The sequence below is a fragment of the Paraburkholderia sp. RL17-383-BIF-A genome, from assembly GCF_046028015.1.
In the GTDB taxonomy this organism is placed as follows: Bacteria; Pseudomonadota; Gammaproteobacteria; order Burkholderiales; family Burkholderiaceae; genus Paraburkholderia.
Window position 1 is genome coordinate 216,570 of sequence record NZ_JARESR010000002.1, and the last position, 13,413, is coordinate 229,982.

Genomic DNA, 13,413 nt, shown 5'->3' on the forward strand with positions numbered 1-13,413 from the left:
AGCCGATACAGACATTATTGGGGCAGGGCGCGCCGATTCCAATCCGTCGGCAGACAAATTATCAGATGTCGCCGTGCCGTGCGGGTTGCAGGACAAGCGGGACAAGCGCGGCGCGGGGGCAAAAGCGCCACTGTGCTTTGTGCGAAAACGAACGGTTCCAATTGCTGCTATGCGGCAAGGTGGGGTGTCGCTACCGGTCAGCGGCGTTTTTCGTAAAAGAGGTATGGATGAACCCGCTTTCGGATGCGTTATCGCGCAAGGGCAACAACTTTGATCTCGTGCGGCTGCTGGCCGCTATCGCCGTCGTCTACGGTCATTCCTATCTGCTCCAGGCGCCCGACGGCACCACGGATTGGGTCCAGAACGCGCTCGGTTTCGACGGTTTTGGCGCGCTCGGCGTCTACGCCTTTTTCCTCTTGAGCGGCATGCTGGTCACCGCCAGCTTCGACCGGCAGCGCTCGGTGCCGCGCTTCGCCGTCTTGCGCATCGCGCGCCTGTGGCCAGCGATCGCGGCCGGTTCGCTGGTGACGGTGTTCATCGTCGGCCCGCTGTTTACGACGCTGCCGCTGCGCGAGTATTTCGCCTCTGGCATGACGTGGGCCAACCTCGACAATTTCTCGACCATCGTGCTGAAAACCGGCTGGGCGCTGCCGGGCGTGTTCGAGCACAACCGCTTTCCCGTCGACGTCTGCGCGCCGCTCTGGACGCTGCCGCTCGAAGTAAGGTGCTATCTGATCGTGCTCGTGACTGGCATGGTCGGACTGCTGTCCAGTTCGCGCGGCGTGGCGCTCGCTGCCGCGCTGGGTTGCGCCGCGTTCGTACTGCGCGTGAATCTGTCGCATTGGCAGGTCGGCTTGCGCGATTTCAGCGAAACGCCCGGCGGATATTCATTCTGGCCGGAGCCGTTTTTCATGCTGGGCATGCTGCTGTACGGCTGGCGTGAACGCATCGACATCAACGGTCTGACGGCGCTGGCGCTCACGATGGTGTTTCTGGTGTTCCGCGACACGGCCGGCGCGCAGCCGCTGTTTTATCTGGCCTTCGTGTATGGGGTGCTGTGGGTCGGAACGACGCCGTTGTTGCGGCGCCTCGTGCCGCGTCACGATTACTCGTACGGCATCTATCTGTACGGCTTCATGGTGCAGCAATGCGTTGCGAATCTCGCGCCGCAATTGAGCCATGTGGCGGCGGTCCTGATCGCCGCGCCGTTCATCCTGCTGTGCGCGGCGCTGTCGTGGCACTTCGTGGAACGGCCCGTGCTGAAGTGGTGCCGCGGGCGTCTGGCGCGCCGCTCGACGCCGCTAGCGACGGGTATGCCGGCAAGCGATCAAGCCGTGCGCTGAGATATGCGGCGCGTGTGGGGCGGGTATATGGCGCGAAGGTGGCGCGGTGTGGCGCCGATCATGGTCGATGCCTGGCGCGAGGCCAGGGCCTGCAAGGTTTCGATGCCGGCGGAGCGGCTCTGCGCTCTGCCGGCTTTCCGCCTGACGTTCACCGCCTGACATTCTCCGCTTTACGCGTTCGCTGCTGCTTCGCGCTCGGCGGCTTCGATCGTGTTGACGAGCAGCATGGTGATGGTCATCGGGCCGACGCCGCCCGGCACCGGCGTGATATAGCCGGCCACTTCCTTGACGCCCGCGAAGTCGACGTCGCCGCACAGTTTGCCGGCTTCGTCGCGGTTCATGCCCACGTCGATCACCGCCGCGCCGGGCTTCACCATGTCGGCCGTGAGAATGTTTCGCAAGCCCGTGGCGGCGACCACCACGTCGGCGTTGCGCGTGTGGGCGGCCAGATCGCGCGTCTTGCTGTGGCAGATCGTCACGGTCGCGCCGGCTTCGAGCAGCAGCAGCGCCATCGGCTTGCCGACGATGTTCGAGCGGCCGATCACCACCGCGTTCGCGCCCTGCAGCGGAATCTCGTAGGCCGCGAGCATTTTCATGACGCCGTACGGCGTGCACGGGCGAAACAGCGGCTGGCCGGTCATCAGCGCGCCGGCGTTGGCGACGTGAAAGCCGTCCACGTCCTTTTCCGGCGCGATCGCCTCGATCACCTTATGGCTGTCGATGTGCGGCGGCAGCGGCAGCTGCACCAGAATGCCGTGGATGCGCGGGTCGTGGTTCAGTTCGTCGATGCGCGCGAGCAGTTCGGCTTCCGGCAGGTCGGCCGGATAGCGATCGAACGACGAGCCGAGGCCATTGTCGTGGCACGCCTTGACCTTGTTGCGCACGTACACTTCGCTAGCCGGATTGTCGCCGACCAGCACCACGGCGAGGCCTGGCTGATGGCCGCGGGCGGTGAGGGCGGCGGCGCGTGCGGCGACGTCGGCGCGCAGGGTCTTGGAAAGGGCGAGGCCGTCGATCAGTTTGGCAGTCATGGTCGGGTCGAGATGGGCAGTTTGGAAAGCGGGGCAGGGCGCAGACGCTCGAGCGGGCCACGCGCGATGGCGCTTTTCATCGGGAATAGGTCGGCACGTGAAAAGCGCGCGGCGCGAATCGGGGTTAAGCGGCGCTGCAAAGTCCGACATTATACCGGCCCTGCCTCGTGCGCCGCGCACGGATGGCCGGTTGCATCGCGGCGTTGCGGGGGGAGACGCGTACGCCGTCGCGCCGGCTCGCTACGGCTGGACCGCTTGCCAACCCGAGTCCGGATCGAACGTCTTGATCGCCGCCGCCGCACGCGTGGTTTGCGGCCCGAGGTTCTTCTGATACACCTGCCCCTCCTGGTTGACGATGAAACTCATCACACCGGTCTTGCCGTATTCGGCCGGCGAGGCGATCAGCCCGAAGCCTTTGGACAGCACGCCGTGATCGAAGTAGTTCTGCGCGCCACCCTTCGCGTGCGGCCCTTGCGCCGTGAGGATGCGGTAGTGATAACCGTGATAGGCCTCCTGAGGCAGCGTGCCGTTCGGCATGGTGGCGGCGAGCGGTCCAAACGGGCTTTCCGGTTCGCCTGGCGCCGTTGTCCAATACAGTCCGTCATGCTGTCCCGGCGTACTGACGAAGCGTTGTGCGTAGCGCTGGGTCAGATTGCGATAGTCGTATTGCGCATCCAGGTAGGCGAGCGAAGTCAGGATCGCGGCGCGCTCATTGCGGCCGATGCGGCGCGTCAGCATCTCGTCGCGTGCCGCCGGCAGGTCGAAGCGCCAACCGTTGCCTGCCTGCACGAGCGGAATCGGCAGGTTCCAGCCACTGTAGCCCACCGTCAGATGCGCGGTGACGCGCCCCCTGTCGATAGCCGGCTCCTCGATGATCTGATGGTTTTTCGACCATTCGCCGAGGAACTGGTAGATGTCGTCCTCGCCGATGCCTTCGGTGGGAATGACACGTTGAAAGTCGCTGCCGAGCACGTGCTTGAGCGCGTCCTCGTCGTTACGGGCGAGCGCTTCGACGAATGCGTTGGCGGCGTCGTTGGCGCTAGGGTAGATCGCCTGGGCATGGGCCGGGATCGTGCTGATCAGCAGCACCGGAGCAAGGAGCAGCGTGGCAGTGGTGCCGAGAGCGACCGCCACTGTCAGGACGTTGGCGCGCAGCGTGCGCGTTGAGAATAGACGCATCATCAGAGACTCCTTTTTTGTTCAACGGCCGCGGCCGAAGTGGTGCTCACCTGCGCCGCCGCCGCCCAATCCGCCACTCCAATTGCCGATTCCGCTGCCATGCTGGCCGCTGCCGTTTGCACCGAGACCTGCCGACGTGCGCTGCTGGCCGCTGCCGTTTGCACCGAGACCTGCCGACGTGCGCTGCTGACCGCCGCCGTTTGCACCGGGCGCGGCGTGCGAGTGTTGCAGGCCGCCCGCGTTCGCACCGCGATCTCCTGCCGCGTACTGCTGGCCATTGCGGCTGGCGAGCGCGTCGCGGCTTGTCTGACCGCGCTGCGTGTCCTGTCGCGCGGCGTTGCCGTCGCCGGCGCCGCGCAGCGCGTTGTCGCGATTGGCGTTCTGCGCGCGGTTTTGCAATTCGGGGTTCGCCGTGCCGCCGTGGCGGATCCCTTGCAGGCGCTCGCTCGCGCTGCCGCCCAGATTCTGGCCGGTGCGGCTCTGCAAGGTCTGCTGTGCCTGAGCGCGGGCGTTGTCCCGGCCGCGATACGCCTCGCGCTGCGTGCCGCCGACGTTGTTGTTCAGGTTGCGTTCGAGATTCGCGTTGTTGACGTTGCTATTGCGATTCCAGTTCGTCGTGCTGCCGTTCACGTTGAGCCGGTTGTTCACGTTGATCGTGTTGTACCGGTTCACGTTGATATTGACGTCATGCGAGTTCCAGTTGAAGCCGCCCCACAGTGCGTTCGCGACGGCGATACCCGTGCCGAATGCGAGGCCGGCCATGAAGCTGGTGGCGATGGTGTAGCCGGGCGGCGGCGGCACATAAACGGGCGGATACGCGGGATAGGGCCACACGCCGTAGACCACCGTGGGGTTGTAGGTCGGCACGTACACCACTTGCGGATTGGCCGGCACGATCTGAATCGTGCTCTGCTCGACCACAATCGTTTGCTGCGCACTCGTTTTCAGATTGCCGGCCGCTTGCGCTTGCCTGCGCAGACGCTGCACGGAGTCCATCACGTCGCCAGGCTGGGCAAGGAACGCGGTGCCGAGTTGCGCGACCCAATCGGATTTCGAGGCCATGGTGGCGAGCACCTGCGGAAAAGCGACGAGTGACTGTACGCTCGCGTCCCACGGCTCGGCTGCGACCGCTCTGACCGCGTCGTCGCCCTGCAGTCTGGCGTTTGCTTTGGACCACGCGGCCGCAGCCCGCACGTCTTGCGGAAAGGTCGAGGCCATCAGCACCTGGGCGAGCAGGGCGTCCGGATAAAGCGCGACGGGAGCAGCCAGCGAATCGAGCTGCTGGTTCGACATTCTGGTGGCGCCTTGTGCATGGACGGCGTCCGGCGTGGCGAGCCCGCTGAAGAGCGGCGCGCCCGCGAGAACCGCGCAGACGAACAACGCACGCGAGTGGTGTGCTCCGGATCGTTTCACGATGAATTCCTCCCGGTGGTGTTGATAAGACGCGACGTGGATTCGCAGTACTGACTGCGTCGGTTCGTCGCAATGGAATCTGCCATGGAGGGGCGGAGCGAGCAGGCGTCCGGTTTGCCGTGAAGTGGCTCGGCGAAAACACGTGCTGCTAGAGGGAAACGTTCGATCCTATCCGATTGTTTCGCACCACCAGGCGATACGGCGTGCGGCGTTTTGCAGCACGTCATTCCCGCGTTGATCGCGCTATCGACGACATCCGCTAAGGAGTTCTGCGTAAATTAAAGGGTGCGGATCAGTCCGTCAATCTTGTCTGAGGAAAGAAATTGTTGCGCAATCGGGTAAGCATTTGCTGAGTAATGCGTATTATTTTCCGGGAGATGCGTCGATTTAACGCGGTTCGCGTTGATGGCCGTGAGAAGTGTGCGAGGCGCTGAAGGGTGCTGAGGGAATAACAGGCGGGAGAGGGCGAGGCGGGCCGGACTCGTGGATAGTCCGGCCATTGATGCGCGGCACTGCTCCGGTGGCGAGTCCCACGAGGGGACTTCCTTCGGGCGTGCCGGCAGGTGCGGCTTATTGCGCCGGTTGCGGCTTGTTCGACAGCGCGAGTCGCAGCAGGTCGGCGACCGTGTTGACGTTGAGCTTTTCCATGATGTTCGCGCGGTGCGCTTCGACCGTCTTGATGCTGATGCCAAGGTCGTCGGCGATCTGCTTGTTCAGGCGGCCCGCGATGATGCGTTCGAGCACCTGGTGCTCACGCGCGGTCAGCTTGCCCAGACGCTCGGCGGCGGCGCGCTGCTGCTGCACGCTGCTGCTTTCGCTGCGCGCCTTGTCGAGCATGCGCTCGACCAGCTTGCGCAACTCGGCTTCGTCGAACGGCTTTTCGATGAAGTCCATCGCGCCTTTTTTCATTGTGGACACAGCCATCGGCACATCGCCGTGACCCGTCACGAAGATGATCGGCAGCGACGCGTTGTCGGCGATCAGGCGTTCCTGCAATTCGAGCCCGCTCATGCCGGACATCCGCACGTCGAGGATCAGGCAGGCGATCTGGCCCGGATGCGTGTGCGGCTGCCATGCGTCGATGAACTGCTCGGCGCTGGAGAAGCATTGCACGCGGTAGCCGTTCGCCTCCAGCAGCCAGCGCAGCGAATCTCGCACGGCCTCGTCGTCGTCGACGACAAAGACAGTTTCCTGTGTGGTGACTGGGCTGTTCATAGCTCTCCCGTAACGGTTTGTGGTGTCGGCGCCTGTGACCCGCCGTTGCTCGGGCCGTCAGGCTCTCCAATAGGCAGACTGCAATGGAACGTGGCGCCCGTGATGTGGCCGTCAGATTCGACGTTGTTCACCACCCACAGACGACCGCGGTGCGATTCGATAATCGAACGGCAAATATTCAGCCCCATGCCCATACCATCGGACTTGGTGCTGTAAAACGGTTCGAACAGCCGCTCGGCTGTTGCTTCGTCGACGCCCGGCCCCTGGTCGACGACGCTGATGCAGACAAACCCGCCTTCCAGCCGCACGACCACGCGGATCACCGGATCAACCGCGTTCGGACGGGCTTCGGCCATCGCTTCGGCGCCATTCTTCAGCAGGTTGACCAGCACCTGCTCGATCAGCACCGGATCGACGTAGATCACCGGCAGGCGCGCGCGCAGATCCGTAACGATGCGAATGCGGCGCTTTCTCGCCTCGAGTTCGGCCAGACCCACCGCGTCCGCGACGATATCGGCCACGCGCGTGGCCTGACGCTTCGGCTCGCTGCGCTTCACGAACTCGCGAATGCGCTTGATGATCATGCCGGCACGCACCGCCTGCTGGGCCGTCTTTTCGAGCACGGGCAGCAGATTGTCAGGTGTCGTCCGACCGGATTTAACCAGTGCGACGGTTCCGGAGCAATAGTTATTGATCGCGGCGAGAGGCTGGTTCAACTCGTGGGCGAGCGAGGAGGCCATTTCACCCATCGTCATGAGACGGCTGGTGAACTGCAGCTTTTCGTCCTGCTGGCGCGACAATTCCTGCGCCTGCTTGCGCGTCGTGATGTCGGTTGCGATCTGCATCTGCGCGAGGTGGCCGTCCACCCACTGGATGTACTGGCGGCGCACTTCGAACCATTTCTGGATGCTTTGCACGTAGACTTCCTGCGCATCGGCGGTGCTTTCGGTCAACGCCGCGGCGGGCAGCCCGGCATAGGTGTCCACCATATCGATCGAATCGGACGACGCCTGTGCGCTATCGAACCCGCCGCCCGCCAATTCCAGATGTCCGTCCGGGCGAATCCCGAACAGGTGCCGGTAATAGCGGTTGGCGAACAGCAGTTCGGCTTCGTCGGCGGCCAGCACGGACACGGCCGCGTCGAGGCTTTCGAGCACGGTGGTGAAGCGCTCGTGCGCGGCGGCGAGTTCTTCGCGCGCGCGTTTCGGCTCGGTGATGTCGGTCATGGACGACATCCAGCCGGTCTGGCGGCCCGAGCTGTCGATCAGCGGCGACACATAGAGGCGGGCGTGGAACAGCGAGCCGTCCTTGCGGCGCACCCGCAATTCGAAGCCCGACGAGGGCGCCTTGCCGCGCAGCGTCATGTCGAGCTGGCGCTGCATTTCCGGATAAGCGTCGCGCGGCCAGTAGGCGAACGGCGCGTTCTTGCCGACCAGATCGCTTTCGTCCCAGCCGGTCATGCGGCAAAACGCTGGATTGACGTGGGTGATGCGCCCGTGCATGTCGAGCACGCGCATGCCGATCAGCACCGAGTTTTCCATCGCGCGGCGGAAGAACGCCTCGGCATACAGCGCCTGCTGCGCCTCGAAGCGTTGGCGCGTGTGTTTCCACAAGCTCCACAGGCTCCACAACACGAAACAGGACAGACCCGCCACCAGCCACACCAGTGTGTTGTTGGTGAAGTTGGTCATCTGCGGGAACGCGTAGACGCGCACCGAGACGCCCTGGCCCGGCGGGTCGAGCGGCAGGTCGTAGAACATGTCGCGCGGCAGGCGCGGGCGGGTCGACGTGGTGGTCAACTCGCGGTTGTTCACATCGATGATCGAGATTTTGTATTTCGCCGAGAGCTCGGGCGGAATGTCGTGCTTGAGGATCCCTTCCACCGAGAACACCGCGGCGATCGTGCCGAGGAAGTCGCGGTCGCGGAACACCGGCGTTTGCAGCGTGATGTAGCCGTTGCCGAGGTCGTCGTAGATGAGCGGCGAATAGACCTGGCGGCGCGTATTGCGCGCCTCGGTGAAGGCGGCTTTGACCGCTTCGTCCATCTGCGTGTCGTTCGGCCTCGCGAGCCGCTGGCCGAACACCGGCAGCGCCGTATTGGGCCAGCGCGGCTGCTGCTGGCTCGTGTACCAGTTCATGTAGAGGATCTCGGGATGCCCCTGCATGATGTCCGTGGTGGACACCTGGAACGAATGCGGATCGGCGTGGCCGGCGACCAGATCGCGCGCGAGCGCCTGGATCTGTTCCTGCGCGCCGGTCATGGAAAGACGGATCTGCTGCTGCGCCCACGCCACATTACGGTAAAGCGTGTCTTCCTGCTGTTGCTGTTCGCGCCGGTTCAGGCTCCACAGAATCAGACTCATGACGACCAGAAACACCAGGATCGACAGGAGCGGCGTGAGCAAATAGGAATTGGACCACCACGGTCCGTGGTGCCAGCGGGAGGACGGCGTCGAATCCGCAGGCGAACCGGCGGTGCGCGCCGAGCGTGCGAAAAGCCGTTCGGTCAACATGCGAGGCATTGTAGCGCAGCGTGAAGCTAGTAAATGGCGCAAAAAAGCGCTGAAAGTGCCATTAATCGGCGCAAACTAGCCGACGTATTCGTCGATCGGCAGTCAAATCAGGTTGCGTCGCAACAATTTTCCGCATTATGAGAATCGATCTCGTAATTCGAAAATTTTGTTGCGCGGACGTCGGGACCCTTATTACAATCGGCCGAAGCTGCCGCGGCCGTGCTTCGTCCGCGTCGTCTGTTCAAAGAGCGTTCCTCTACATCCAGGAGACGAGCATGTCCGCTGTACCCGACGAAGTCATGAAATATGTCGCTGCTGAAAAAGACGACGATCCCCAGGAAACCGGCGAATGGCTTGAAGCGCTGGATGGCGTGATTTCTGCTGTGGGCCCCGATCGCGCTCACTACCTGATCGAGAAACAGATCGAGTTCGCCCGCGTGCATGGCGAACATCTGCCGTTCTCCGCCAACACGCCGTACATCAACACGATTCCCGTTTCGCGCCAGGCGAAGATCCCCGGCGATCAGGACATCGAACACCGTATCCGCTCGTACACCCGCTGGAACGCCATTGCCATGGTGCTGCGCGCCGGCAAGGAAACCAACGTGGGCGGCCACATCGCCTCGTTCGCTTCGGCCGCCACGCTGTACGACGTCGGCTACAACCACTTCTGGCATGCGCCGTCGGCTGAACATGGCGGCGATCTCGTGTTCGTGCAGGGCCATTCGTCGCCGGGTGTGTACTCGCGCGCGTTCCTGCTCGGCCGTCTGACCGAGAACCAGCTCGACAACTTCCGCCAGGAAGTGGGCGGCGAGGGCATCTCGTCGTACCCGCACCCGTGGCTGATGCCGGACTTCTGGCAATTCCCGACCGTCTCGATGGGCCTCGGCCCGATCATGGCGATCTATCAGGCGCGCTTCATGAAGTACATGCAGGCGCGCGGCATTGCGAAGACCGACGGCCGCAAGGTCTGGGCGTTCCTCGGCGACGGCGAAACGGACGAGCCGGAATCGCTCGGCGCGATCGGCATGGCTGGCCGTGAACGCCTCGACAACCTCGTGTTCGTGATCAACTGCAACCTGCAGCGTCTCGACGGTCCGGTGCGCGGCAACGGCAAGATCATCCAGGAACTGGAAAGCGAATTCCGCGGCGCCGGCTGGAACGTCATCAAGGTCATCTGGGGCAGCCGTTGGGACGCGCTGTTCCAACGCGACAAGTCGGGCGCGCTGATGCGCCGCATGATGGCTGTGGTCGACGGCGAATATCAGACGTACAAGTCGGAGTCGGGCGCGTATGTGCGCGAACACTTCTTCAACACGCCGGAACTCAAGGCGCTGGTCGCCGAATGGTCCGACGAGGAAATCTGGAACCTGAACCGCGGCGGCCACGATCCGCACAAGATCTACGCAGCGTTCCAGGAAGCGTCGAATTCGCAGGGCCAGCCGACCGTCATTCTCGCGAAGACGATCAAGGGCTACGGCATGGGCGAAGCCGGCCAGGCCATGAACATCACCCACCAGCAGAAAAAGCTGCACGTGGATCAGCTGAAGAAATTCCGCGACCAGTTCCGCCTGCCGATCTCCGACGAAGATCTCGTCAACGTGCCGTACCTCAAGTTCGAAGAAGGTTCGAAGGAACTGGAGTACATGCGTGCTCGCCGCCAGGACCTCGGCGGCTATCTGCCGGCGCGTCGCCAGAAGGCCGAGTCGCTGCCGGTGCCGGAGCTGTCGGTATTCGAGCCGCTGCTCAAGGGCACGGGCGAAGGCCGCGAGATCTCCACGACCATGGCGTTCGTGCGGATCCTGAACATTCTGCTGAAGGATAAGGCACTCGGTAAGCGCATCGTGCCGATCGTGCCGGACGAGTCGCGTACGTTCGGTATGGAAGGCCTGTTCCGTCAGATCGGCATCTGGAATCAGGACGGCCAGAAGTATGTGCCGGAAGATTCCGACCAGCTCATGTTCTACCGTGAGTCGGAAACTGGTCAGATCCTGCAGGAAGGCATCAACGAAGCCGGTGGTATGGCCGACTGGATCGCAGCCGCGACGTCGTACTCGACGCACGGCGAGATCATGATCCCGTTCTACATCTTCTACTCGATGTTCGGCTTCCAGCGCATCGGCGACCTGGCATGGGCAGCGGGCGACATGCGCTCGCGCGGCTTCCTGCTGGGCGGCACGGCGGGTCGCACCACGCTGAACGGCGAAGGTCTGCAGCACGAAGACGGCCACTCGCTGCTGTGGGCGGCTTCGGTGCCGAACTGCATCAGCTACGACCCGACGTTCGGTTACGAACTCGCGGTCATCATGCAGGACGGCCTGCGCCGCATGGTCGCGGATCAGGAAGACGTGTACTACTACATCACGGTGATGAACGAGAACTACGAGCACCCGGCGATTCCGCAGGGCGACGCTGTAGCGGCCGACATCATCAAGGGTATGTACGCGTTCCGTAAGGCCGAAGCGGACAAGAAGGCGCCGCGCGTGCAACTGATGGGCGCGGGCACGATCTTCAACGAAGTGATCGCCGCCGCCGACCTGCTGAAGAACGACTGGGGCGTCGCCGCCGATCTGTGGAGCGTGCCGAGCTTCACCGAACTCGCGCGCGAAGGCCATGAAGTGCAGCGCTGGAACCTGCTGCACCCGACCGAAGAGAAGAAGCTCTCGCACGTCGAGAAGCTGCTGAAGGACGCGCAAGGTCCGGTCATCGCTTCGACCGACTATGTGCGCGCGCTGACCGAGCAGATTCGCGCGTTCGTGCCGCAGAAGTTCGTCGTGCTGGGCACGGATGGCTACGGCCGTTCGGACACGCGCGAAAAGCTGCGCCACTTCTTCGAAGTCGACCGCTACTGGGTCACGGTTGCCGCGTTGAATGCACTGGCAGATGAAGGCACGATCGAACGCAAGGTCGTCGCCGAGGCGCTCAAGAAATACAACCTTGATCCCGCCAAACCCAACCCGATGACCGTCTAAGGCATCCTTCCCCGTGTGCCACGGCGTGCGCGGCCGCCCCCTGATCGACAGGGGCCGGGCGCGTGCGCGGCCCAGGAGACACTAACAATGAGTCAAGCGATCGAAGTCAAGGTGCCGGACATCGGCGATTACAAGGACATCCCTGTGATCGAGGTGCTGGTGAAGGCGGGTGACACCGTCGAGAAAGAGCAATCGCTCGCTACGCTGGAATCCGACAAGGCGACCATGGACGTGCCGAGCTCGGCCGCCGGCGTCGTCAAGGAAGTGAAGGTCAAGGTCGGCGACAACGTCTCGGAAGGTTCGTTGATCGTCGTGCTGGAAGGCGCTGAAGGCGGCGCGGCTGCGCCTGCTCCGGCGCCTGCCGCTGCACCGGCTCCGGCTGCGGCGCCGGCACCAGCTGCCGCACCCGCGGCCGCTGCGGGCGGCGGCGGTCTGCAGGAAGTCAAAGTACCGGATATCGGCGACTACAAAGACATTCCCGTGATCGAAGTCGCGGTGAAGGTCGGCGATCGCGTCGAGAAAGAGCAGTCGCTCGTGACGCTCGAATCCGACAAGGCGACCATGGACGTGCCGAGCTCGGCTGCCGGTATTGTCAAGGAACTGAAGGTCAAGGTCGGCGATACCGTCTCGGAAGGCTCGGTGATCGTGGTGGTGGAAGCGGAAGGCGGCGCGGCTGCGCCGGCGCCGGCTCCGAAGCAGGAAGCCGTCGAGAAGCCGTCCGATGCGCCGGCCACGCCGTCGCCGGCTCCGGCGGCGCCGTCGGCGCTCGCTCAGGCACCGGTCATTCCGGCCGGCGAAGGTGGCGCGCGTCACGCGAGCCATGCGTCGCCGTCCGTGCGCAAGTTCGCGCGTGAACTCGGCGTCGACGTGACACAGGTGCAGGGCACGGGTCCGAAGGGCCGCATCACGCAAGCCGACGTGACCGCCTTTATCAAGGGCGTCATGACCGGCCAGCGTGCGGCGCCGGCCGGCGCTGCTGCGCCGGCTGCGGCAGGTGGTGGCGAACTGAACCTGCTGCCGTGGCCGAAGGTCGACTTCACGAAATTCGGTCCGATCGATCCGAAGCCGCTGTCGCGCATCAAGAAAATTTCGGGCGCGAATCTGCATCGCAACTGGGTCATGATTCCGCACGTCACGAACAACGACGAAGCGGACATCACCGATCTCGAAGCGCTGCGCGTGCAGTTGAACAAGGAGAACGAAAAGGCAGGCGTGAAGATCACCATGCTGGCTTTCGTGATCAAAGCTGTTGTTTCGGCCTTGAAGCAGTTCCCGACGTTCAATGCCAGCCTCGACGGCGACAACCTGGTGTTCAAGCAGTACTTCCATATCGGGTTTGCGGCTGACACGCCGAATGGTCTGGTCGTTCCTGTCATTCGCGATGCGGACAAGAAGGGCTTGATCGATATCGCCAAGGAAATGGCCGAGCTGTCGAAGGCCGCCCGCGACGGCAAGTTGAAGCCGGATCAGATGCAAGGCGGGTGCTTCTCGATTTCGTCTTTGGGTGGCATTGGCGGCACGAACTTCACGCCGATTATCAATGCGCCTGAAGTCGCCATTCTTGGTCTGTCGCGCGGTGCGATGAAGCCGGTTTGGGATGGTAAGCAGTTCGTGCCGCGTTTGATCCTGCCGCTTTCTTTGTCGTATGACCATCGGGTGATCGATGGTGCTGCGGCGGCCAGGTTCAATGCGTATCTCGGGGCGCTTCTTGCCGATTTCCGGCGTGTGATTCTTTGATTTGGTGATG

At 63.5% G+C, this 13,413-nt stretch carries 8 protein-coding genes; 3 read left to right on the forward strand and 5 right to left on the reverse strand.

Features of this window, described 5'->3' with window-relative positions; translation table 11 throughout:
* Nucleotides 1–227 precede the first annotated feature (227 nt).
* Entirely contained in the window at nucleotides 228–1,343 is a 1,116-nt protein-coding gene (locus tag P0D71_RS03190; RefSeq protein WP_408347698.1) for an acyltransferase family protein, read from the forward strand.
* A 170-nt stretch (nucleotides 1,344–1,513) separates the two neighbouring features.
* Here P0D71_RS03190 and folD read toward each other — a convergent pair whose 3' ends face one another.
* The 5 genes from folD to fixL all read right to left on the reverse strand — a co-directional run bounded on the left by folD (nucleotide 1,514) and on the right by fixL (nucleotide 8,694).
* Nucleotides 1,514–2,374 carry a bifunctional methylenetetrahydrofolate dehydrogenase/methenyltetrahydrofolate cyclohydrolase FolD gene (gene folD / locus P0D71_RS03195; protein ID WP_408347701.1) on the reverse strand — a complete coding sequence of 287 codons (861 nt, stop codon included), beginning with the start codon at nucleotides 2,372–2,374 and terminating at the stop codon, nucleotides 1,514–1,516.
* Nucleotides 2,375–2,614: 240 nt separating this feature from the next.
* Nucleotides 2,615–3,556: a DUF2950 domain-containing protein gene (locus P0D71_RS03200; RefSeq protein WP_408479262.1), complete on the reverse strand. Its 942-nt coding sequence runs from the start codon at nucleotides 3,554–3,556 to the stop codon at nucleotides 2,615–2,617.
* A gap of 18 nt (nucleotides 3,557–3,574) precedes the next feature.
* Nucleotides 3,575–4,966: a DUF3300 domain-containing protein gene (locus P0D71_RS03205; RefSeq protein WP_408479263.1), complete on the reverse strand. Its 1,392-nt coding sequence runs from the start codon at nucleotides 4,964–4,966 to the stop codon at nucleotides 3,575–3,577.
* A gap of 570 nt (nucleotides 4,967–5,536) precedes the next feature.
* On the reverse strand, nucleotides 5,537–6,181 hold the full coding sequence (gene fixJ / locus P0D71_RS03210) for an oxygen response regulator transcription factor FixJ (protein ID WP_007181270.1): 645 nt from the start codon (nucleotides 6,179–6,181) through the stop codon (nucleotides 5,537–5,539).
* A complete protein-coding gene (gene fixL / locus P0D71_RS03215) occupies nucleotides 6,178–8,694 on the reverse strand; it encodes an oxygen sensor histidine kinase FixL (RefSeq protein ID WP_091792879.1) in 2,517 nt (838 codons plus the stop codon). Before fixL ends, fixJ begins: the two co-directional genes overlap by 4 nt.
* Nucleotides 8,695–8,969: 275 nt before the next feature.
* Here fixL and aceE point away from each other — a divergent pair, with 275 nt between their 5' ends.
* Both aceE and aceF read left to right on the forward strand, forming a co-directional pair.
* Nucleotides 8,970–11,666, forward strand: a complete 2,697-nt coding sequence (aceE, locus tag P0D71_RS03220; protein ID WP_091792880.1) for a pyruvate dehydrogenase (acetyl-transferring), homodimeric type — start codon at nucleotides 8,970–8,972, stop codon at nucleotides 11,664–11,666.
* A gap of 87 nt (nucleotides 11,667–11,753) precedes the next feature.
* On the forward strand, nucleotides 11,754–13,403 hold the full coding sequence (gene aceF, locus P0D71_RS03225) for a dihydrolipoyllysine-residue acetyltransferase (protein ID WP_408479264.1): 1,650 nt from the start codon (nucleotides 11,754–11,756) through the stop codon (nucleotides 13,401–13,403).
* Nucleotides 13,404–13,413: the final 10 nt, after the last annotated feature.